Below are 26,777 nucleotides of genomic sequence, written 5' to 3'. Positions count from 1 at the left end.
TTAGAATCGGAGCCGTTTGGGTTTACCAGTGCTCTAATAACTGTTCGATGTAATCAAGGCAAGTTCGTTTATTTTAGCTTCCGGGTTCGTTACTACTTGTTTAATCATGGAGATAAAATGTTTTTGAATCTGTTCTATGGTGGATACATCATAAACATTGGCATTATACATCAATATAATCTTCATGTTCTCATGAGGCTTTACGATCAAAGTAAAATCAAAACTATTGTGTTCTGTGCCCCCAACATTCATAATCTCAAGCGGTGTTTCTCCTTTTTGGCCCAAATTCTCCATTCGATGATCTACCGGAAAATTCTGATAGACAACAACATGGTTAATCAGGGATTGTTTTTGCTTGGTTAGATTTTGAATATCATATAACGAATACGTATCATAGGCATGTGAATCAACAGCTTGCGCTTGATTCCTTTTCAATAAGGATGTAAATGATTCTTTATCCTTAGTGTGAATCCGAACAGGAATTGCATTAATGAATAATCCGATCATGCTCTCAATCCCAGGGATGACAGGCGGTCTACCCGATACAACACTGCCAAATACAACATCATCGCTTTCATTGTATTGTTGTAGCAATATACCCCAAGCGGTTTGCACTAACGTATGAAGGGTAACCTGCTGTTGTTCCGCAATCTGTTTCATTTGCTGAACCAGTGCTTCATCCAAATAACAGTTAAGCGTCCTGGAATTCTGTCTTTCATGCTTCGGTTTGGCTTTTTCTCCAGGTAATTTCGTTTGCCCTTCATAACCTTTCAGGTAATGATTCCAATAGGTTATTGCGCCTTCATTGTCTTGCTGCTCCAACCATTCAATGAATTGACTATACGGTGTTAATAGAGTCATTTCAGGTTTTCTATTCTCCCGAATCGCAAAGTAATTCTCAAAAATCTCCTTACTTACAAGAGACATACACCATCCATCCATCAAAATATGGTGGAAACTCCATATGACGCGGTATTCCTCATGCTTTGTTCGTAAAATAGACATGCGGATTAAACAATCTTGTTGCAAGTCAAATCCTCTTGCTTTATCCTGCTCTATATACTCCTCAACATAAGCCTTGCGTTGCAGCTCACTTGTGTTCATTACATCTTCATAGTTAAATTCAAATTTCTTCTCTTGATAAACGATTTGAAGAGGCATGTCCATAAAATCACTGTAAAAATTAGTTCTTAATATCGCATGCCTTTGCATTAATTGATCCAGGCTCTGTGCAAAAGAGGCAACATCCAAATTTCCACGCATGTCAAACATGATTTGTACAAAATAAGCCCCCGAAATTGGATTTCGCTCACTTTCGTACAGCATTTCTTTCTGTAAAGCTGTTAGCGGATATACATTTTCGATTCGACCGATGTTCCGAGTTTGTTCCACGATCTGATCCAATTGATCAATGGATAATGACTTGCATGAAATATCACTGGGTGTAAGTTCGGTTTGTTCTTTCGTTACACAATGTTCAATTACTCTATTGAGACTTCCCTTATACAAACTAGCCAGTTGCTCCATCGTTTCCCGTCGATATTGCTTTCCACTATAGTTAAGGGTCAGCGACAACCTTCCCTCTATAACGATGCCATTGATATTAAGAACAAAAGGTCTCTTGTTATTCTCACTTACGGATGGTCCGCTGGAATAAGCTGAGAATCGAATGCCGTCTTGGTCCGAATCTTGATTCACCTGTCCCATATAATTGAAGCTAATTTCAGGATTTTTCTCTAAAATGTATGTTTCACGCCCGTGTGACAAATACCTTGAAATCCCATAACCAATGCCTTTGTTTGGGATCTGACGCAGTCCTTCCTTGACGGACTTAATCCGCCTTGATATCTCAGCCCCATCTTCCATCGTAAGAATGACAGGGTACATACTCGTAAACCATCCCACTGTACGCGTGATATCCAAATCCGGAATGATGGCTTCTCTACCATGCCCTTCCAGATTCACAACGATTTCTTCCATGCCTGTCCAATCATGAACAGCCATTCCCAATGCCGTTAGCAATATATCATTAATTTCCGCATTATACGTACGATGTGTCTGCTTTAATAATTGCTCGGTTTCCGCTGCTGTCCACTGAATGGTTATCGTTTCACTATCTTTCCCGATCGTCTCATCACAATCAAAATCTTTAGGCAGCGGGCTTATCTCAACTTGTCCCATACGACTCCAATACTGTTCCTCTTGCTCCATCGCCGCGTTGTCTGCAAACATAGACAATTGCTCAGCCCATTGTTTAAAAGAAGTCGTTTTCTGAGGAAGCTGGATTTCTTGACCTTGTAAGAATTGATCAAGTCCTGCTTGAATATCCTCATATAAAATACGCCATGACACCCCGTCTACCAACAAATGATGAATAACAATAAGCAAATGATCGCCTTCAGCACATTGGAACAAGCCAAGTTTGATCAAGGGCCCGTGAGACAGATCTATACCGCTTTGAATTTCTTTCGCTTTATTTTCAATGATTGGTGCAGGATCCACTTCTCTCTTGAGATCAAAGACTTCAAGACTGAATAATTCTTCGTCCACTGCCCCCCGGTTCCAAGCTTCGTATCCGCCTTCAGGCGCCTGACGATAAACGATACGAAGAGCATCATGTTGCTTAACGATCTTGTTCATGATGCTGTGAATGAAGCGAACATCCAACCCTTTTTCTCGAAAGAACATCATTTCCTGATTGTAATGATGTGCATCCACCATATTTTGATCAAAGAACCAGCGCTGAATGGGTGTCAACATCACTTGTCCCGTAACTTCCCCTTGGTCCAAAATGGTGCTTACGGATGTAACATGTTCACTTAACTCCGCTACTGTCGGGTAGGTGAAGAAATGTTTCATCTCCACTTTATAGCCTGCTTGAAGCAGCCTCGAGGACACTTGAATACATTTAATCGAATCCCCACCAAGTTCAAAGAAATTATCTGATATGCTGATCCTTTGGACGCCAAGCACAGCTTCCCAGGCAGAGATTATCGTTTGTTCTACAGGGTTTTGGGGTGCCATATATTCGGTTCCTTTTTGCATATATTCTTGTGGAGATGGCAATGCCTTTCGGTCAATCTTCCCATTGGATGTTAACGGTATTTGCTCTAATTGAACAAAATAAGAAGGGATCATATAATCAGGAATATCATCAGCTAACGCCGTTCGTATTTTCTTGGCTGTCAGTGAGCTGTTGCCTTTCCAATATGCGCACAATTGCTTCGATCCATCCTCATTCTCACGGGCAATAACGACCGCTTCCTGAATGGAGTCTATTTTCAAAAGCGCGGTTTCCACTTCGCCAAGCTCAATTCGGTAACCGCGAATTTTCACTTGCTGGTCGATTCGTCCCAGATATTCAATATTTCCATCCGGCAGCCATCTCGCCGCATCTCCAGTTCGGTACATTTTCCCTTGTATAACCCATGGATTATCTACGAATTTCTCTGCTGTTAAATCAGGCCGGTTCAGATAACCTCTGGCAAGCCCCTCACCTGCTACATATAGCTCTCCCTGAACACCAATAGGTTGAATTCGTTGTTGTTTATCCAAAATATAGGTTTGCAACGTAGGGATCGGTTTTCCAATATTGCTCTTTCCTGCCTGTATTTCAATGTCGGTTATTTCCTTATAAGTCACATGAACTGTTGTTTCGGTTATCCCATACATATTAATTAACTGGATAAATGGGTATTTCTCCTTCCAGTTTTTTAATAACGCTGGATTAAGAGCCTCTCCTCCAAAAATCACTTTTCTTAATTTCAGATCACCTGCATGACCTGACAGTTCTTCCTGAAGAAGATGATAGAAGTACGTAGGCGTTTGATTCAGAATCGTCACATGCTCATCTTTTAACAATCGTAAAAATTTTTCCGGACTTTTTGCCGTCATTTGGGGTACGATAACCAGTTTTCCGCCATAGAGCAACGCCCCATACATTTCCCACACCGAAAAATCAAAACAAAAGGAATGAAACAACGTCCAGATATCCGATCCATTAAAATCAAACAAAGTTTTACTATTGAACAACAAACGAACAACATTTTTATGTTCAATACACGTCCCTTTCGGTTTACCTGTCGTTCCAGAAGTGTATATCACGTATGCCAAGCTCGTTGGCGCAGCAGTTATTCCCAAGTTGGAACGGTCTTCATGATAAAACTCAGGTTGGTCCAGACAGACAACCTCTCCTGCAAAAGATATGCGTTCTTGCAAATGACTTTGCAGCAACAACATATGTACGCCCGAATCCGCAAGCATGTAGTTCACACGTTCCTCTGGATAATCGGGATCAATGGGCACATATGCGCCACCCGCTTTCAAAATCGCAAGGATTCCTATAACCATGTCTAGCGATCGGTCAGCGATAATCCCGATTAACTGATCCCTCTGAATCCCTTTGGCTTGCAGCGTTCTTGCCAATTGATTGGCTTTCCCGTTCAGTTCTTGATAGGTCAAGCGTTGATCCTCAATTACAACCGCGACGTGTTCAGGAATCCTTTCCACCTGCTCCTCAAACAGCCCATGAATCGTCTTGTCCTTTGGATAATCAGCCATGGAATCATTAAAACGTTCCAAAATTTGTGATTTTTCCTGAGTTGTGGTCAAATCTATTTCCTGGATCGGGATATGAGGATTGTTGACCACTTGCTCCAACATCTGAATCAAGTGACCTTGAATGCGTTCTACGCTTGCCCGATCATAGACGTTTGCATTGTAATAGAACATCCATTTCATGGATTCGCCTGGTTTGATAATCAGGTTAAAATCATAATTCGTTTGTTCATCTGCTTCTACATTGGTAATCCGAAGAGCTGTTTCCTCCTGATCCCCAAACTGTTCCATAATGCCTTGTACCGGATAATTTTCAAATATTAAAATATGATCAATCAAATTTTGTTTTTGCGGTGTTTCCGCTTGAATCTCATATAACGGATACGTCTCATACGGATGTGAAGCGACAGCTTGTTCCTGATTCCGTTTCATGATCGCTGCAAATGTCTCTTTCCCTTCAATCTGAATACGTACAGGGATCGTATTGATGAACAGGCCAATGATACGTTCAACTCCAACAATCGCCGCAGGTCTGCCCGAAACCACGCTTCCGAATACGACATCCTCACTGCCGTTATATATCTGTAGCAACATTCCCCATGCTGTCTGCATGAACGTATTCAGCGTCACCTGATTCTGACTTGCCACTTGTGCGATTTGACCGGTTAATTCCTGACTTAGTGTATAAATCATATTCTCTGAATGATATTCATCACTCTTCGTAATGGTATGTTCTTTCGGCAAAGTGGTGTGCTCATCATATCCTTGCAATAAGTCACACCAGTATTTGAGGGATGCTTCATGATCTTGGTTTTCCAGCCATTCGATATAGTGTTTGTATGGAATCGTAACCTTTTCCTCCAGTTTCCGTTGTTCCTGAATAGCAAAGTATCCGTCGAACAGCTCCTGAATGACAAGAGACAGGCACCAGCCATCCATCAAAATATGATGATAATTCCAAATGAAACGATAGGTTTGATCATGAGTGTGCAAGATCGAGATACGCATTAACACATCCTGAGACAGATCGAAACCCTTTAATTTATCTGCTCTCGTATAGGCTGCCACATGGGCTTCACGTTCTTCTTCATTCATCTCACGTAGATCTTCGTATATAAACCCATTTTGTTTATGACGGTATACCACTTGCAAGGGTCCATTTTTCCATTTGCTGTGGAAATTCGTTCTGAGAATCGAATTTCGTTGCATCAACTGATCCAAACTCTTCGTAAAAGCTTCCACGTCTAACGAACCATGAAGATCCAGCGTCGTTTGAAGGAAATAAGCTTCAGAGCCTGATTGAAGCAAATGATGGAAAAACATCCCATTCTGCATCGGAGACAAGGCATATATATCTTCGATTTCACCGATGTGTTCCGATTCATGTACAAATCCTTCTAATTCTTCAATGCTGATTCCCTTTAACGTTAGATCACTTGGCGTTAATTCCGGCTTCTCTTTGGTCACACAGTGCTTTATTATTTCTTGCAGATGATCCCGAAAATATTTCGCCACTCGCTCCATCGTGTCTTTTCGATATTGTGTTCGATTATACTTAATGGACAACGACAATTTGCCTTCCATAATTAAGGCATTCATGTCAATAAGAACGTTTCTTCTGTGATTCTCGCTTGCTGTTGCTCCGCCTGGATACGGGGAAATTTGCATCCCACTATTCTGAAGATCCTGATCGAATTGTCCCAAATAGTTAAAACTAATTTCAGGATTCAAGGTAAACGGAGCCTCCTGCTGATGTGCACTTAAATATCTTAAAATACCATAACCAATCCCTCTTTTAGGGATTTGACGAATCATTTCTTTGTTTGTTTTGATGAGGAGGGACATATTTGAACTTGCTCTCATATCAAGCACAACCGGGTATTGGCTCGTAAACCATCCGACCGTTCGTGTAATATCGAGATCCGGTAAAATTTGTTCTCTTCCATGTCCCTCCAGATTGACCAGCACCTTGTCCATGCCCGTCCATTGATGAATAGACATGCCTAATGCATTGAGCAGCAAATCGTTAATTTCCGTTTGATAAGCACGATTCGCATGTTTCAATAACTGCTCCGTTTCCGCGGCTGTCCATTCCAATGTTATTTCTTCACTGTCTTTTTCCAGTGCATCATTCGTTTTGAAATCTGTAGGTAACAGCTTATAGGACTCCTGTTCTATTCCATTCCAGTAAACAAGCTCTTGTGTTATGGCTTCACTGTCCGCATACAACTTGAGTTGTTCTGTCCATAACTGGAAGGAAGCTGTCTTTTGAGGTAGTTGAATCGGTTCTTGTTGACATAATTGTTCATACCCCCTCGATATGTCTTCGATCAAAATTCGCCATGAAACTCCGTCGATGACCAAATGGTGAATAACGATTAATAGATGATCCCCATCTGCACATTGGAATAAGCCAACCTTCATCAAAGGGCCACGACGCAAGTTGAAACTGCTTTGAATTTCATTTGCTTTCTTCTCGATCTGTTGAGATGGATCCGTTGATGACTTGAAGTCCATCACTTCAAGGGTATACAATGATTCTTTTTCCTGCCCTTCATTCCACGCTTCATAACCATGTTCCGTTTGGCGATATACCATACGAAGTGCATCGTGATGCTCACTTATTTTGTCGAATACACGGAGAAGTGAGGCTTCATGATAGCCTTCTTTTCGATACAACATAACGGACTGATTATAATGATGGGCGTCCACCTGGTATTGCTCAAAAAACCAATGCTGGATTGGAGTCAGCATCACTTCTCCAGTGATGCTTCCCTGTTCTGACATCGTACTAATGGGTTGAACATAGGCAATCAAGCTTGCAATGGTTGGATTTTTAAATAGATGATCCATCTGTACCTGGTAGCCTGCTTGATATAATCTCGAAGAAACTTGAATGGATTTAATCGAATCTCCACCTAGCTCAAAGAAATTATCAGAAATCCCAATGTTCTGTACACCCAGTACATCTTCCCAGACGGATGCGAGTTGTTGTTCCACCATCGTGCGTGGTGCTTCGTACTCGATGCCCTTCAACATATTTTCTTTGGGAGCGGGCAGCGCTTTGCGATCGATTTTTCCGTTGGACGTGAGTGGCATCTGATGCATCTGTACAAAATAGGACGGAATCATGTAGTGTGGCAGCAGTTTGGACAGTTCTTCCCGCAGCTCCCCGATTACTATTGCATGAGTCCCTACCAGATATGCACATAATTGCTTTGTTCCCATTTCATCTTCCCAGGCTATGACGATGGCCTCTTGTATTTTGGTATTGTTTAAAAGGGCCGTCTCTACTTCACCAAGTTCAATCCGGTATCCACGGATTTTCTCTTGATGATCCATCCTTCCCATATATTCAATGTTCCCATCGGGCAGCCATCTTGCAAAGTCACCCGTCTTGTACATCTTCGCTCCCGAAACAAATGGATCATCGACGAACTTTTCCGCCGTCAGATCTGGACGGTTCAAGTAACCTCTGGAGAGCCCTGCTCCCGCTACACATAATTCTCCTTGTACTCCAACAGGCTGCAATCCATCCTGTTCCCCTAAGATGTATACTCTGTTATTCGCAATAGGCTTCCCGATCGAGATATATTGCTCGGTGGAGTTAATCGAAAGAACCGTGGATACGACACTGTTTTCGGTTGGCCCGTACTCGTTACAAACTTCGATTTGTGGATTTATGCGATTCAATAGGTGTATTAAGGAAGGAACAATCTTCTCTCCCGCAGCAACCACATTTTTCATGGATGCCCAATCTTCTGCGTTCACTTGTTCCAATAGGGTCATCAAGAAACTGGGAGGACTTTGGATGTGTGTGATTTCCTGTTTTTTTATTATGGTATTTATGGCTACAGCATCTTTACACTGCTGCTGGTTTAACAAATACACCGTCGATCCAGATATCATCGGACCAAAGAAATGAGTAATAAATGAATCAAATACGAATGGATTCAGCATTAATACCCGATCTTCTCCGGTAAATTGATAAAAATCCGATTTCCATTGCAGGGAATTTGCAATACTGGCATGTTCAATCATCACACCTTTTGGATTGCCTGTTGTTCCTGACGTGTAAATCATATATGCCAAATCACTTGCACTGGCTGTGTGTTTCAAATTCAAATTGTGGCTATTGTGATTTTTCCCAGAACCCAGAACTACACATGTCCCTGCAAAATGTTCAGGTTGCTGTAAATGACTTTGATGAAGCAACCAAGCCACTTTTGAATCCTCCAGTATAAAGCGAATGCGCTCTGCCGGGTATTCCGGATCGATGGGAACATAAGCGCCCCCGGCTTTTAGAATACCGAATAAACCTACGATCATCTCAAGTGAGCGTTCTGCCATAATGCCAACAAACTGACCAGCCTGTACCCCCTTGGATTGGAGTGTCCAGGCTAATTGGTTGGATTGTTGATTTAACTCGCTGTACGTTAGTTGTCTATTCTCAAACACTACTGCTGGATGGTCCGGTGTTCGTTCCACCTGTTCTTCAAATAATTGATGCATCGTCTTGTTCTGTGGATAGCCCACCCTTGTATCGTTAAAGTCAAATAACAGCTTGTTTCGATGAAACTCTGATAACATTTCGACTTGACTTAACTCCAGATCCGGTTGGTTCAAAACAACGGAAAACAATTGGTCAAGATGTTCTACAACTTGGACCATATAATCTCGATCATAACGCTCTTCATCATAAACTAATTTCAAATGAACGAAATCGTTGTCCAGATCAAAGTGAAAAATAGTGGCTGCTTTTACGCTATTTTCATTAAGGACAGGATGAATTTCATTCAACGAAACCAAGGTATGAATCATTGGTACATGGTTCGAATCATACTGAACATGTAAATGTTCGACCATTTTTCTGAAAGGAATTCGTTGATGCTGGATGGCTTCACTTAAACTGGCCTTCAATTGATTAAATAAAGATTTAAATGACGTCGTATGATCGATACTGCTTTTTAAGATGAGTACTTTATTTGAAAGCGACAGATCATTGTTCTTTTCTTCCATCGCTCTCATGCCAATAAGCAATTTGTTTTCATTTGTGTATTTATATAATAGACACTGAACTCCTGTTAATAATATCGTGTAAATGGCCATGGGAGCGTTTCGCGACATGGACTTGATTTTATGTGAAACATCGGCTGACAAAGGCTTATATATATAATTCTGGTGCTGCGTATCGTCTGAGTGTTTGGAGGTTGTCTTGCAATAAGGCAAATGAACAAGAACATCATCATCTTCAAATCGGCTTGCCCAATACGATTCCTGTTTCTTAAAAATAGACATACGGCACCCCGATCACATTTTTATTTTTAGGTTGATTTAGAAGAAATCCACTTCAATTAGATTAGCCAGCGTATCCCCATTTATTAATTCTTCAACTAATTTGATGTTGTTGATTTGGATATGAGGGTTTTGGGCAATGGTTGTTAATATGGCCAATAAATTTTGGGACATCGCTTCAATCGTTGTTTTTTCAAATAAAATTGTGCTGTATTCAAAAGCGGCTTCTAATTTGTGTTCCAATTCGGTGACATACAGCGTTAAATCGAACTTGGATACGTTGTTATTTGGAATATAAGGCTTACATGTCACACCATCCATTTGAATCTCAGAGGCATCTGTATTTTGCAACACAAACATGGTGTCAAACAATGGATTCCTCCGGGCATCTTTGGTTATATTGACTCTCTCGATCAGTTCCTCAAACGGATAATCTTGATTTTCATAAGCATTCAACATATTTTTTTTGACTTCCAGCAGGTACTCCGTGAATGTTTTTTCATTCACAGGATAATTTCGAACAGCAAGTGTATTTACAAACATCCCCATAACCGGCTCCAGTTCAGCATGCGTTCTTCCTGCAATCGGCGTTCCCACGATGATATCTTCTTGTCCACTGTATTTAGACAATAGAATGGTATAGGCGGCCAACAGAATCATGTATAGCGTTGTTCCTGTCAGAGCCTCCACTTTTCTCAAGTCTGCAAGGATATCTTCCTCCAAATCAATTTCCAATACATCTCCCTCATAGCTTAGGGTGTCAGGTCTCTCATAGTCTGTTGGCATATCCAACAGCGGGATCTTTTCACTAAAGACACCCAGCCAATACTTCTCCTGTTGTTTCATCCAGTTACTTTGAAGTTGGATTTGCTGCCATTCAGCATAGTCCTTGTATTGAATACGAAGGGGAGGCAGCTTGTATCCCTGATATAACTGGCTAAGTTCAGTCATCAGAATATGCACGGATAGCCCGTCTGCAATGATATGGTGCAGGTCTACCAGCAACACATGACGCTCCTGCTGAAGTTCAATCAGTCCCACTCTCATAAGGGGCGCTTGACCGAGATCAAATACGCGAACAAACTGTTGAACTTGGTCTTCGATCTCTTCTTCCGTTGACTTGATCAATTCCATTGCAAAATTCACTTCAGGATATAGGATCTGTCTGGGTTCTCCTTGGGTGACTCTGAATGCGGTCCGAAGAGATTCATGACGATCAATTAATTGTTGAAATGCTTCTTTCAATCTGATCCGATCAAGCGATCCCTCCAATATAAACATGCCTGACATGTTGTAAATGAGTTCCTCGCCAGCTTTGATGCTCATAATGTACATTCTCATTTGCGCCGAAGAAATAGGATAATATTCTTTTTCCTCAGCTTGAGGAATGGACACGATAACATCTTGCTCCATATGTTCAATGAACTGTGCCATCTGTTCAATCGTCTGCCATTGGAAGACATTTCTTACCGAGATACGGACACTCAGGTTTTGATTGATTTTGGATGCCAGCTTTGTCGCACGTAAAGAGTTTCCTCCTACATCAAAAAAGCTGTCTTTTACACTGATTTTATTTACGCCAAGCACATCTTTCCAAATGGACAGCAGCTGTTTCTCCAACGCTGTTCGAGGTTCTATATATTCACTTCCCGTTTGTATGTTTTCTTCTGGAATAGGAAGTAATCTGCGATTGATTTTCCCGTTCGATGTCAGCGGCATGTGAGGCAATTGTATAAAGTAGGCTGGAACCATGTAATTTGGCAACACATGAGAGAGGTTTTGTTTCAATTCTCTAACGGTCAGCGTATCATCCGCTGTAAAGTATGCACATAACGATTTATCCCCGTGATCATCCTCTTGTGCAATGACGATAACCTCTTTTACACGCGCTATATTTAAAAGTGCTGCTTCGACTTCCCCTATTTCGATCCGATATCCACGAATTTTGATCTGTTGATCCATTCTCCCCAAATACTCGATATTGCCATCTGGAAGCCATTTCACCAAATCTCCGGTTTTGTACATTTTCGCCCCCTGGACAAACGGATCTCGCACGAATTTCTCCGCTGTCAACTCTGGTAAATTCACATACCCTCTGCCTACCCCATCACCAGAAATACATAATTCTCCCGCGACGCCCACAGGCTGAACTTTTTCATGTTTGTTCAATACATACAGTCGGTTATTTCCTAATGTTCGACCAATTGGTATGTGAGCTCGTCTATGTTCGGTATCAAGTTGCTCTGGAATGACACTGTACGTAGCAACATCCACGCAACATTCTGTTGGACCATATACATTTATTATGGTTGGTGGCGTTATGTGGTGAAGGGAAAATAATGATTTTAATTCAGCTACACTTTGCCGAGCAAGAGCCTCCCCGCCGATCAGCATATATTTTAAAGATATCCCTTGAATATTTTTTGCCTTCAAAAGCAATTTAAGGTGCGCAGGCGTACCGTCTGTCACATCAATTTGATGGTGCTGATAATAATTCAATAAATCTTGTCCATCCAATATCGTTTCCTTGTCTACCATAAACAAAGCGTGACCTGATAACAGGGCGCCAAAAATCTGTTTGACAGATGCATCGAAATAATAGGGTGCAAGTAACGCGACATGTAAACTTCTATGCTGAACATCAATAACCTGGCTATACAACGCTTTAACCAAGTGATGAACCTGACGGTGTTCGATCATCACGCCTTTTGGCATGCCTGTTGTACCCGAAGTATAGATTATATAAGCCAACTGTTCGGAATCTCCTACCGGTTCCAGATTCAATAGATTAGCTGCATAGGTTTTCTCATCGTTCAAATCAATCGTTAGGCCATTGAAAGATACAATATGTTTAAGATGCCTTTGCGTGACTAACAACGTTGCTTCGGAATCAAGCAAGATATACCTGATACGCTCTCCAGGAGAATCCGGATCGATCGGTACATACGACCCACCTGCTTTTAAAATCCCAAAAATACCAACGATCATCTCAATAGAACGATCTGTCATGATCCCTACGGATTGATCCGCATTCACGCCCTGAGCTCTTAGCGTACGTGCCAACTGATTGGCACGTTCATTCAGTTGGCGATACGTCAATTGCTCATCTCCACAACTCACGGCTAATTGATCAGGTGTCCGTTCAGCCTGTGCTTCAAATAATTCATGGATTGTCTTATCCCGGGAATAGTCTATTTTGGCGTCGTTAAACTCGTGTAAAAGAACGTTCTGCTCAGGTTCAGACAGTATTTGAATATGTGACAAGACAACATCCGGTTCGATCACAATGTGTCTGAGGATGTTGAACAGATGTGTTTTCATCCTGTCGATCGTGTCCCGTTCAAACAATTCTGTCTTGTAATTGAAGTGCATTTCCAGCCACTCGTTATCATCTTCCACGATGAACATCAGATCATACAACGATACACCGACATTTAATTCTCTAACTTTAAATCTGCAATCCTTTTCTTGCCTTTGATTCAACGCTGTATTCAAAAAGATATACATCGTATTGAACAGCGCTGTCCCGGTTGTATCACGATGTGTGTTTAATTTCTCTACAAGGTTGTCAAAAAGATAGTCTTGGTTATCCAATGCATCTAGGGATTGTCTTTTAATTTCTTCGAGATAGGATCGAAACGACTTATTCCCTGCTGGCTGTGATCGAATCGCTACCGTCTGAATAAAGACACCTATCATATGCTCGACGTCAGGATGGTTTCTTCCTGATGTTGGCGTACCTACAATAATGTCCTCTTGAGACGAGTAATGATGAAGCAGCACATTATACGCCGCCAATAACACCATAAACAACGTGGTTCCCGTTTGTTTAGCAAGCTTGTCCAACGACTCCTTCAAATCTTGTTCCAAAACGAACGACAGTCTTGACCCTGCCGAAGTCAAATGAGGTGTTCGAGCAAAATCAGCAGGCAGATTCAGGTTCGGTATCTCCCCTTTGAATTGATCCAACCAATATTTTTCTTGCTGTTTGTAGGTCTCACCCACCAGAAATTCTTTCTGCCAGGCGGCAAAGTCTTTGTACTCAACCTCAATTTCCGATATGCTTCTTCCGTCATACGTATCAATAAGTTCATTAGCAAGAATGCCAACGGAATAGCCGTCCGATATAATATGATGCATCTCGATGAGGATCTCTACATGATCATCGTTTACACGAATGAATTCGGCACGTATTAATGGAGCCTTTGAAACATCGAATGGTTTTGCAAACGTCCTTACATGTTGTTCAAATTGATGAGGGCTCTGTTGAGATCTTGTCACTTCAAAATCAATCGTCGGAGCAATCTTTTGGTAAATTTCACCTTTGATTAGATGGAAACTTGTACGGAATGCTTCGTGACGGTGCACGATCTTTTCCAATGATGATAGTAATTGAGCTTCATCCATATTTCCTGTGACCGTGATATGGCCACACATGTTTTGAGAAACGCTATTGGGCTCAAATTGATCCAAAAAATAGATTCGTTGTTGTGCAGAGGTTGTCTCATAGAACTCCTTTACGTCCAATGCCTGAATCGGAATGAAGCTTTCCTCTTTCTCGCCTGTAATCAGGCTCGCAAGCTCCTTCAAATGTTGATTATTGAAAAATTGAACAATTGAAATTTTGTGTTGAAACTGCTCATGTACCTTTGAAAGCATGATCGTCGCCTTGAGCGAGTTCCCTCCGAGATCAAAGAAGTGATCCTGCCTCCCCACTTGCTTCACAGATAATACTTCCTCCCAGATCAGTGCCAGCTTTTTCTCCATGTCATTGGCTGGATGCTCGAACACGGCTGTATGATTAACGTTAAGAACACGCTCGTCAACAAAACGATTGTACATTTTATTTAATTGATCTTGTTGTTCAGATGAAAATATCGTCAAAGACGAAATTTCAGACTCAGGATGATTTGCCATATGTTTCAGCAGACTCTTAAATCCTTCGGACCACAACTTCATCATCTTAGGTCCAATGAGATCGGTATTATAATCAAAATCCAGGTACAATTCATGGCTAATGTCCGTAATATTAAGGAATAAATCATATGAAATATGTTTGATCGGATACGACATGAATTCAGTCTCAATATGTTCGAATTGAAGATGATGAATGGTTCTGTCCATATTAAACAAAACTTGGGTATCCGGTGCGGTCATGTGAGCAAACTGCTCGGATACGATGGTCAATGGAATATGCTGATGTTTCATGACAAGAGCTAGTGTCTCCTTGAGCTGAGTAATATGGTCTACAATGGCCTGCTCCGTGAAAACAGTATGATGAACAGGTACAATATTGACACAGTTGCCAATCAACGCATTTTTCCTCATATGAGACTGCCCCGCCGTAGGTACACCAATCACAAGCTGAGACTGCCCTGTTAGTTGATGCAAATACAAATGAAACGCTGCAAACATCGTGACAAACAAGCTGCTCTTATTATTTATACTTAACGTTCGCAAGGATTCGGTTAATCGATGATCCAGCTTGATGGAATATCTTTCACCTGAATATCCGTTTTGAACATCATCGGATTTCACCGTTGGAAGAGATACGTTGGGATATGATAAGGAAAATTGCTCTTTCCAGAACTGAACCCCTTGGGTATATGACCCTTTTTCGTGTTCAAGTCGCTGCCAGGTTAAAAACTCACGGAACGGAGTGGCTTCAGGCAATTGAACCGCAACCCCTCGGACAAGAGCAGAATAAGTATGTTCCAGCTCTTGAATGAATACGGCAATCGACCATCCATCAGCAATAATATGATGAAATGTCAGCACCATAAGAGACTGATTTGCTGCCTGTTTAAGCAAAGTGATTCTAAATAGTGGTTCCCCTGACTGTAGATCAAACGCTTCACTCGCATCACTAGATAACCAATCGGAAATTTCCTGTTCTTGATTCTCTCCGACATACGATGAGAAATCCAGCCATGTACACTGGAATTCCATTACAGGCTGAATTTGTTGTGTTTCACCATCTGCATGAATCACTGTTCTCAAAGCATCATGACGCTGTATAATCCGATTCACAGCTTCATCAAGCTTTGAGCGGTCTACGTTGCCTGTCATTTTCAACATTACACTCTGATTTAATGCAGCATTCGCATCTTTCCCATGCAGTGATGTTAATAAAATATGCTTTTGCTCTAAAGAGAGTGGATATTCCGCAACAGGCGAGTCACCAGGGATAAATCCCAACTCGCGGAGTTCGTAAATTGTCTCTTTCACGAGCTTAATAATCGTATCCATGTCATCCATGGAATGCGCGGTGGATATAAAACAGTTACGACCTTCCCAAATATATAAACCTTTATAAATTAAATGGTAGAAGAATAATTCCAAATCGCCAAATGAAATAAATCTAAATAAAGACCCATAGTTCACCATTTGCATGGGTACATTGGATGTTTTGAAAAAAGAATTTAGTTCATTTACAAGATAATCTGTTTTATCATTTAAGTCCTTATATAAAGTTCCTGCTTCGGATTGAAGATACTCTAGTACCGTTAACGTCACTCTCATCGTAAGAGGGTGTGTACAGAAGGTTCCTCCGACAAACGTTTTCTTATCTGCATCGGAAGGGTAAGAATTATCCCCAAAATTCCAGGTTCCTCCATCTACTGCATTCATATATTCGGCCTTACCTGCAACAATGCCAATAGGCAGACCGCCACCGACCACTTTCCCATACGTCACCAAATCTGCTTGAACTCCAAACCAATCCTGCGCACCACCCAATCCAATTCTAAATCCAGTGATGACTTCATCGAAAATAAGTGCAGTGCCAGATCGTTTGGTAATCTCTCTAAGTTCCTGCAAAAATGGCTTTGGTTGCACATCAGGTCTTCGACTTTGGACCGGCTCTACAAGCACAGCAGCCAATTCATCACCAAGGCTTCGAATCATATCCAGAGATTGCGGATGGTTATAATTAAGAATAATCAGATCATCCATGGCGCTTTTTACAATACCAGGAGCCATAGGAAGTGCAGAAGAAAAAGCATCCCCAGGATTCGCCACACCCAACACTCCGTCGTGTGTACCGTGATATGACCCAGAAAACAACACCACTTTTGAACGCCCCGTTGCAGCCCTCGCTAAACGTAACGAAACCATGACAGCCTCTGTTCCTGAATTATAAAATGCGACACGCTCTACACCCGTCAACTCAGAAATTTTGGCTGCGACATCTCCTGCCAAGTCTGACATAGGACCCAATGGAGGCATCTGTTCCTGAATGCTGGCTGCCATTACATGTTGGATAAACGATGGATTATGGCCAAATAGATTCACACCAAATCCCATCGTCAGATCCAAATACTCGTTTCCATCCAAATCCCATATTTTAGAGCCCTCAGCACGCGTTGAAATAATGGGATACACCATTTCCTTCCAATACGAACGAAATCCAGATACATTGCGATTATTCGCATGGACTAGACGAGTTTGGCCTGTTTTTAACTTGGAGCCTTTGGTTTTTGCAGTGTACTTTGTTATAAATTGTTCAATATACTGGTTCTGAAGCTGTGAAAATCCACTCTCTTCATGAATTTTCAACGATTGATACGGTATAAAGGGTTTAGCTTCCTTTGTGTCCGCATTTAGCCTGATCTCTTTGGTTTCATTAGTTTCATTGGTTTCATTAGTTTCTTTGATTTCATTATGTTTTATTTCCAAATGAGGCGATTGGACTGTACTCATCTGGTCGCCTAACAGGATATTCAGACTTTTTAATTGTGATTCCATCAGCTGAATAGCAGACATCACCACTTGCTCTGAAACATTCCCTGAAGATTTTGCCATGTTCGTATGGTTCACAGATGCAAGATTTCGCTTTTCAGCCTGCTCTTGATCCGTTTTATTTTTTATATTCTCAGATACAGATACATCATGTTGCTTTATATTCTCTGACACATATTTAACTAAAGACTTTATATTCGTAAGGGTTTCAAAAAACATTTCCATCGGAATATGCAAACGGAACAGCTCTGATATTTCTTTTTGGATTTGCACAAGAATGATGGAATCCAGTCCCATCTGGAGAAAATGAGCATGATCATCTAACTCTTCCAACTTCAATCCAGAGGCACGACTGATGCTTGTCTTAATCTTTAATTCAACATCGTTTGTATTCATATCCATTTGAACCTCTTTCCTCTCTGACATGTATTCCACTGGTACCGGATGTTTGACATCAATCCAACACCGCTTCTGTTCAAATGGGTATAAAGGTAATGGAATTTTCGGAATGACTTCATGATCATACAATTTCTCCCAATCAATCACTGCACCCTGTGTAAATAACTGACCCAGTTCAGTTAAAGCTTCTACCTTTCCCCGAACGTATAGATGATCGGAAATAAGCGTCTTGTCTTTTTTTGAATAGCCAAAATAAACATTCGGCAGCTTGCCCTCTCCTCTTGCCATTTGTTTCAATTGTTCATGTAGTTCTTGCGTACTGGTTACAACGATAGCGAGCCGATAATCCAGATTAGCCCTTCCCGTACCGGCTGTATAACAGATTTGTTGAATGGAAACGTCAGTGTACTCTGTTATATATAGAAGATAAGCTTTAACCAAATCATTCAGCGCCCGTTCATTCGCAGCAGACAGCACAAATAGATTAGGCTCTTGATCCGTAGTTTTGTGAACTGTTTTGAATGGAACATATTCTTCGAGTACCACATGCGCATTTGTACCACTGAAGCCAAAAGAACTAACCCCGCAGCGTAAAGGCTTTTCTTCTTCACCAAAAGCCATCAATTCCTGATTCACATAAAAAGGTGAAGCTTCAAATTTAACCATTGGATTAGGCTTATCAAAGTGAACCAATGGTGGAATTTTTTTATTTTGAAACATGAGAAGTGATTTTATTAATCCAGCTATGCCCGCCGCTTCAAAGCTATGTCCAATGTTTGCTTTGACAGATCCAATCGCACAAAATTGTTTCTGATCCGTATATTTTTCAAAAGCTTTACGCAAAGCGTTAAACTCAACGGGATCACCCAATTTTGTCCCTGTTCCATGTGCTTCAATAAAGTTAAGCGTATCAGGAGTAATGCCAGCTTCTTTCCATGCCTGTTCGATCACATTCGTCTGCGACTCTGGATTAGGTGCAGTGATTCCCACCGTCCTGCCATCCTGATTAATTGCACTTCCTTTAATCACACCATAGATATAATCCCCATCGTTAACGGCTTGCTGCAATGGCTTCAACATTACAGCTCCAACACCTTCACCAAATCCCGTGCCGTCGGCATCTTCGCTAAACGTTCTCGTCAAGCCATCTGGAGATTCCATATCCAGTCCGATACTTATCGGTAATAATGCTGTTCGAATGCCTCCTGCTATCGCCATTTCACAATCTCCAGCGAGTAATCCCTTACAGGCCATGTGAACAGCAACCAGAGAAGATGAACAAGCCGTATCAATCGTTAGCGCTGGACCTTTAAGGTTGAGAAAATAAGCAATTCTACTTGCCAGTACAGAGGGTAAATTTCCAATGATATAATTTTTCAGTTCTGCAGGGTAACTAGCCGTCACAAGCCGCTCATAGTCATATCCAACTTTGGAATACCCCACGTACACGCCCACATTTCTCCCATTGATCTGTTCGCCTGCATATCCTGCGTCTTCAATCGTATGCCAAGCGGTTTGCAGGAACATCCTTTGATTCGGGTCCATGAATTGTGCTGTCTTGGGTGTTAGACCAAAGAAGGAATAATCGAATTGATCAATTTGGTCTAAATAACCACCCTTAATAAATTGACTTTCATTCATTTCACTTCGAATGGATTGTAAATAATCCGCTGCGTCTGCTGCCCGACTCTCAGGATAATCATGAATGCTATGGATCCCATTTTCCAAGACTCTCCAAAACTCACTCGTATTCGCAGCTCCGGGGGCATTCAAAGACATACCGATAATAGCTATATCTTTTGATGATGCATGATCCTCCCGAGTTTTGTTGACCTGCACGGTTTCGCTGTAACTTCCAGCAAGATATCCTGCTAATTCAGTTATAGAGGGGTATGTAAAGAGATCCGTAATAGCAAGCTCTTCTCCATATTTTTGTTCTATACGTTCAGCGATTTGAGCCAGTTGTAATGAAGTTGCACCCATATCAAAATAGCTATCCTCAAGTCCAATCTTCTTCCCTTCCAGCACTTCAGAAAACAGTGAAATTAATTCGCGTTCCATCACTCGAACAGAAACCGAAGCCTTTTCTTTCGGCTTGTCATTGTCATTCATGATCGATTCATGGATGAACGCGGACTCTGCGGAGAATTCACCCGCTTCATACTGCTTGGCTAGTCGATATCGCTGTATTTTCCCACTCGTTGTTTTGGGTAATTTTTTAATGGGGAGTACTTCTTTGACACTCCATCCTCCATGGATATACAGGTGTTTTTTAATTTCTTTAACAAGAGGTAGAAAGTGTTCTATCTTTTTTTTGTAAACGATAAATACAATTATTTCTTCGCTTTCACTATTCGAATCATACACACCACAAGCAGCAATTCTTCCGAGCTCAATATCATCTAATTGTATGGCTACCCGTTCAATGTCATGGGGATATACATTTTTACCATTGATAAAAATAATGTCTTTCTCCCGTCCTGTTACAACAAGTGTGCCGCTCATGATGAAACCTAGATCTCCTGTATTCACCCATCCGTCGTAGGTTAACAACTTCTCCGTTGCTAATGAATTATTGTAGTAACCTTGGGTAACGTTATCTCCCTTGATTTGAATTTTACCAATAACAAAATCAGGAACATTGTTCATTTCCTCATCGCAGATTCTAATATTGCAATAATCAACGGCTTTACCAACTGCAACAAATGATGCTACATGTTTAGCATGCTTCTCTACTTCGATGACATGCTCCCCTAAGTTCAGATGATCCCGGTGAACGTATACCGCAGTAAATTCTTCTTCTACCTTGGGAAAGGAAACGGCAACAGAGGCCTCGGCTAATCCATATACGGTAAACATGACTGTTTTCTTTAAGTGATATGCAGACAATACATTTAAGAACTCATCACACACTTCGGGTAATATAGGTTCGGCACCATTATAGATGACTCTGACACATGACAGATCCCATCCCTCAGCTTTGTCTTCGCGAAAAAAATTCAAGAAGTACTTATAACCAAAGTTAGGAGAGGATAGTACGGTTGCTCTGTGTTCATTTACTTTTTTCATCCATAGAACCGGTTTTCGAATAAATAATTCGGTTGGAATCAAGTACTGATGAATACCTGCCACGAGGGGTATAAGGTGAAATCCAATTAAACCCATATCATGGGTAAGTGGCATCCAGGAGAGGAAACTATCGTTTGGACTGACTTTTGTACCATTGATAGCACCACAAGTATTATAAATTAAGTTTCGGTGTGTGAGCATAACACCTTTGGGGTCACCTGTTGATCCAGAAGAAAATTGAATAAATGCCAAGTCATCCGGTTTAGGCTCATCATATTTTACCGATTTATAATCATATATTTTGTCTTGTATCATTTCCGCTCTCGTCTCTAGTTGACGATGAAAATCCAGTAATTCATGTTCTAAAGCGAATTTTTTCATTTTATCCAGCACCTTTTCAGATGCAATCATGAAGGGGTTATTCAGCAACTCCCAAATACGGCATACTTTCAAGTTTTGTTCTTTATCTTCACCAATACTCACAGGTACAGGGATCATTCCACCTAGTAAACAAGCCCAGAATGCGACTAAAAACCTTTTGTTTTCTTGGATCTGAAAAATAATCTCTTGCTTTGGCTTAATTCCGATTTCCTGTAAATACCCCAAATACCCTTGCGCTTCATTAAATAATTGACTGTATGAAATATAAGTTTCTATTTTATCAGCATCAATAAAACGAATACCACGGTCGCCTATTTTACTTCTGTCATGTATAACATCTACTAACGTTTTAAATTGATTAGTATACATACCTCTCCTCCAAATCTTTCATCTCAATCATGCCTGCCTTATTTAGTCACATCTATTTTCAAGAAAATTTTACCATAGAAATTTATGTAATTTCAATCATTATTTTGTAAATAAATGGTGATGATTAGCAATTGTTTATTAAATTTTTTACATATATTTGACGAAATATCTGAATGTCCAATACATTCCTTACGTAAACCAATCCGTTTAAACAACAAACAGGCTGCCATCTTAAAGTGACAACCTGGAGTGTTTTATAAGTTTTTAAGAAAACCAAATTGGACTAGATTACATCAATCAACGTGGTTCCATTTGGAATCTGTTTTGCTGAAAGAATTGAATGACACAGCTGTATAGAATGATTTAAATCTTCTTCACTAAGTTCATATCCATTATTGTCTACTTGTTCTTTTAGCCGTTGCAATTTAAGAAACAATGGTTCAACCCTTTTGGCATATGATATTGAATCTTGGTTATAGTTCCGTGAAATGAGTGCGGTTACCATCAGGTTAGATAACATATTTTTTCGAATAGTTAACAACTTATTTTTTCGTTCATGTGTATTCGTAAGAATAAGTAAATCAGAAGGCTGATTTAAGGAATAGGGTACAATACGCTTCGTTATTTTATTCATTAGGCTTACTAATACATTTTTAGACCCCAATTCTATAACTTCAGTTACTCCCTGTTCAATCAAATAGTGCATAGATTCTAACCATCTTACAGGCATAGTCATTTGCATGTTTAAGTAATCAACGACGGAATGATCTGGATGATAGGGTGTTGCTGTAACATTAGATATAACAGGGTATTTAGCCTGACTATATTTAGTCTGATCCAACTCTACTTTGAATCGTTTTCCTGCCATATTCATCATGGGAGAATGATAAGGACCACTGACATTTAAATAGGAATGTTTTGTTCCTAAAGATTCTGTCCTGTTTATCATTTCTTGTATAGTTTGACGATGTCCCGAAATTACAAACTGCTGGTCAGCGTTCATACAAGCCACACATGCAGGGCGTTCTTTCGTTGATATTTCTTCACATATTTTTTGAAGCGCTTCTAATTTAATGTGCGACATGGCAACCATGGTACCTTGCTGATGTGGGTCTGCGTTGTTCATAATAATGCCTCTTTGTCTCACAAGTTTAATGGCATCACGAAAAGGTAGAACACCAGCGCATACAAGAGCAGAATATTCTCCCAGACTATGCCCTGCCATATAAATGGGTTTCACACCTATTTCTTGCATATATACTTGAAAAGCAATAACACTAACGGTTAGGAGGGCAGGCTGAGCATTCATAGTCAGTGTCAAATCATTCATGCTTCCTTCAAAACATAACTTTTTTAGATTGCAAGAAATAGCTTCACTGGCTTCTTCGAACAGTTGCTTAGCCACGTCAAATTCATTCCAAAACTCCTTGCCCATCCCAACCACCTGAGAACCTTGTCCAGGAAACAGCAAAGCTATATGACTCATCCGGCATCCCCCATTTATTCAACTTTTACATTTCATGTTTTCAAGCTGATTTTAAATACAATAAATCCCTTCTTTTCAAATTTATAATAAACCCCTATTGTAAGTTATGCAATAATAAAATCATAAGGATTCTTTGATTTAACTGGGTCTTGGCTGGCTGTGGTCTGAGTACTCATGCAAACAGGCACCTCCAACGCGGAGATGCCTGTTTCGTTTTTATCTAATCATTCAAAGCCCACGATCCTCATTATCATAAATATTTCAATACCCCATCCGTTTCTTTGGCTCTTAGGGTTACTTTGGCTAATAACTGTTCCGGCTGCTGAAAATCCTCTTTGATCTCTGCCATCAATTCTTTTACCATCTCTTCCAGTTGCGCTAATGTTGTTTCTTTAGGTAAAATACGAGTTCTTAAGATCTCATGTTTACGAAAAGAATCATCGTACGATGGTACGGTTTCCTGACCGAATGCACTAATTTCCAGTTCAACTTTTATTCCTTCCGACATTGGTTTCACCTCTTCCACTCGTTTGAGACTGATTAGGACTCAATCAATCCATATTTCACAAAACTGTGGTACAAACCATCTTCTTCAATAGTTCCAGTTATATCATCTGCAATGGCTTTGAGACCTGGCTTGGCATTTCCCATCGCAATCCCTACAGCACAATACTCCAACATCTCGGCATCATTCATGCCGTCCCCGATGGCGAGTGTATCTTCACGTGACATACCCAGATGCTCCAATAAATCTGCAATAGCGATGGCTTTATGAATGCCCGGGATCATCAGTTCACCACTGCCTTCACCAAAGATAGGCACGGTGCATTGAATGACTTCAAATTTGCCTTCGAACTCCTGCTTGATACGATCGAATGGAATCGTAGAGCTTTCCAGAAAACAAACTTTGTTCACGTCGTCCTTGTATAAATTGGCTTCACCATACGTCAAACCGGCAATAAACGGATGTGGCTTTTGTTCTTTTTTTGCTCTGGCATTGGGATCATTCTCCACATCACCATAGATACGGCGTTCCAGATGAGGTTGAAGATTGGCGCTGGCGTACAAGGCCGAATTGGACTCCAGATAGAAGTCGATCTGGTGTTCATTGAAGAAATCGACCATATGCCGTACATCTTCTCCCGTTACCCTTTTGTGATATAACACGTCCTCACCGAATTCAACATATCCACCACCGGCACCGATCAGACCGTCAAATCCTACGTCCCATATAGATTCGTAGATTTCCGCCTTCGATCGTCCTGTACATAAATAAAGCAGATGTCCATTTTCACGTGCCTGTTTGCATGCCTGTTGTGCGGAAACCGGAATGTTGCCGTCATCATCTACCAATGTGCCATCAATATCTATAAAAACAATCTTTCGATTCGTTTTACTCATCTGCTTTTGCCCCCATCGTGTAGCTTGCTTATGTTAGTTCAAACCAATTGTAATTCAGCTATTCCATTCCTTTATAACTTCCCAGTCTCATTGTGCAGTAGCACCAAAAAACATCTACATGATAGCCGTATTCACCATCCTTAACCCAATAATTCTACTGATCACTTATTTAACAACTTGTCCATATGCACCGTCTGCCAATCATCGTCCTGCTCCACTACAACCACATATCCCTGACGTTTCCAGAAATCCACGGCTCCAGGCAAAAAGCGATGTGTATGCAAATACAACGTTGTATAGTGCAGTTCTGCCACCACGTTCTCCAGCTCTCTCACGAGGAGTGAACCGATGCCGTATCTGCGATATTTGGAATCCACATAACATTTCACAATTTCGGCTGCAGACTGCTCAGGATATCGTCCATTCACAGCCTCGATACGCCCATCGTATTGCAAAATGCCAATGGAACCCACAATCTGATTGTCTTCCGTGACCGCAACCAGAAAGACAGCATCGGCTGAATCCAGATAATGTTCTCTGAATTGCTCCAGGTCTACAGGTAATTCCTCATGATTCAGCATTGGAAATACTTCTTTGCGGACACGCATGGCAAAATCAATTGCATCATTCATTTGGTGCTCCTGAATAGCTATCACTCTTGGTGTGGCCTGAAGTTGTGTCACAAAATCCACTTTCCTTATCCTTAGATTCGAGCCCGTTCTCAGCTCCGTATACGAACCCAGCTAAACCAAGTTCGCTCTCTGTTTACAATTCTACCGAAATAAACTCTTCCTATCAATCTATCTAAACGACTAACCAAAATAAAAGAAAGCCCGCGCGATTTGATAGAGATTGCATACGATAAGGCGTGTCATCAATCAAATTCGAGGGGGAAGAACATATGTGGTTATGGCTAGGAATCTCTGCCACAGTCCTGTTGGCATTGGGGTTCGTCTATCGTTATGTGGAAGATAAACTTGCAGCCAAAAAGTTTTATCCCCATGCACCCAAGCAGCTGTTAATCAAGTTCAAGGAGGGTACGACAGCCGACGAGATGTACACTCTGCATAAAAAAGCAAAATGCAGCGTAGCCGAAACGTACGAAGATCTCGGCTGGTATCGCATGGAATCAAGAAAAAAAATGCACCGTATGTTAAAGCACTACAAGGACCATGCAATCATCGAACACGCTGAACCGAACTACTACCTTCAAGCATCGTTTACACCAAATGACCCTTTTTTCCCTTACCAATATAACCTGCAAAAAATCAATGCGCCTGCTGCCTGGGATATTTCCCAGAGTAACAGCTCGGTGAAAATCGCAATCATTGACACTGGCGTGCAGTTAAACCACCCAGAGCTCGCTGGCAAGCTCCTTCCCGGATATGATTACGTTGATTATGATAATATTCCCGAAGACGGTAACGGACACGGTACCCATGTAGCTGGAATTGCGGCATCCATTACCAACAACGGAGCCGGCATTGCCGGCGCTGCACCGCTTGCATCAATCGTACCGCTACGTGTACTGGACAACAACGGACAAGGTACAACGGGCAACGTCGGAAATGGACTTGTTTACGCGGCCAACAACGGTATTCAAGTCGTTAACCTGAGTCTAGGTGGACCAATGGGAGAAGCTTTTCTTCAGGCTGCCGTGCAATATGCATGGGATCGGGGCGCAGTCATCATCGCAGCTGCAGGTAATGATAATACTTCATATCCGATTGTACCTGCATCTTATCCCAACGTCATTGCGGTAGCTTCAACCAATCCTTCCGACCTCAAATCGAATTTCTCGAACTATGGACCGTGGGTAGATATGGCTGCACCGGGTGATGCCATTCTGTCCACATACCTGCGGGGCTCCTATGCCTATCTAAGCGGAACATCCATGGCGGCTCCCCATGTAGCGGGAGTGGCTGCATTACTAGCTAACCAAGGGAAAACCAATGAACAGATTCGCGATGCCCTATGCTTCGCATCTGATCCCGTATCCGGCTCTGGTGTCTACTGGACGTATGGGCGACTGAATGCCCATCAGAGTCTGCAAGTGCCATAACACAATTACACTCATCCA

At 41.3% G+C, this 26,777-nt stretch carries 7 protein-coding genes; 1 reads left to right on the top strand and 6 read right to left on the bottom strand.

Features of this window, described 5'->3' with window-relative positions:
* Positions 1–33: 33 nt before the first annotated feature.
* The 6 genes from BMW94_RS17915 to BMW94_RS17890 form a co-directional block, all read right to left on the bottom strand.
* On the bottom strand, positions 34–9,855 hold the full coding sequence (locus BMW94_RS17915) for a non-ribosomal peptide synthetase (RefSeq protein WP_091000368.1): 9,822 nt from the start codon (positions 9,853–9,855) through the stop codon (positions 34–36).
* A 36-nt stretch (positions 9,856–9,891) separates the two neighbouring features.
* On the bottom strand, positions 9,892–21,810 hold the full coding sequence (locus tag BMW94_RS17910) for a non-ribosomal peptide synthetase (RefSeq protein ID WP_091000367.1): 11,919 nt from the start codon (positions 21,808–21,810) through the stop codon (positions 9,892–9,894).
* A 283-nt stretch (positions 21,811–22,093) separates the two neighbouring features.
* Positions 22,094–23,296 (bottom strand): ACP S-malonyltransferase, encoded by a 1,203-nt coding sequence (fabD, locus tag BMW94_RS17905; protein ID WP_091000366.1) that lies wholly within the window; start codon positions 23,294–23,296, stop codon positions 22,094–22,096.
* A 250-nt stretch (positions 23,297–23,546) separates the two neighbouring features.
* Positions 23,547–23,804 carry a hypothetical protein gene (locus tag BMW94_RS17900; protein ID WP_091000365.1) on the bottom strand — a complete coding sequence of 86 codons (258 nt, stop codon included), beginning with the start codon at positions 23,802–23,804 and terminating at the stop codon, positions 23,547–23,549.
* Positions 23,805–23,836: 32 nt separating this feature from the next.
* Positions 23,837–24,697, bottom strand: a complete 861-nt coding sequence (locus BMW94_RS17895) for a Cof-type HAD-IIB family hydrolase (RefSeq protein WP_091000364.1) — start codon at positions 24,695–24,697, stop codon at positions 23,837–23,839.
* A gap of 161 nt (positions 24,698–24,858) precedes the next feature.
* On the bottom strand, positions 24,859–25,380 hold the full coding sequence (locus tag BMW94_RS17890) for a GNAT family N-acetyltransferase (protein ID WP_091000388.1): 522 nt from the start codon (positions 25,378–25,380) through the stop codon (positions 24,859–24,861).
* A 218-nt stretch (positions 25,381–25,598) separates the two neighbouring features.
* On the opposite strand from BMW94_RS17890, the gene BMW94_RS17885 reads away from it, so the two are divergent.
* Positions 25,599–26,759, top strand: a complete 1,161-nt coding sequence (locus BMW94_RS17885; RefSeq protein WP_091000363.1) for a S8 family peptidase — start codon at positions 25,599–25,601, stop codon at positions 26,757–26,759.
* Positions 26,760–26,777 lie beyond the last annotated feature (18 nt).

Source organism: Paenibacillus sp. OK003 (assembly GCF_900109515.1).
Taxonomy (GTDB): domain Bacteria; phylum Bacillota; class Bacilli; order Paenibacillales; family Paenibacillaceae; genus Paenibacillus; species Paenibacillus marchantiae.
This window is presented reverse-complemented; position numbering and strand designations above follow the sequence as displayed.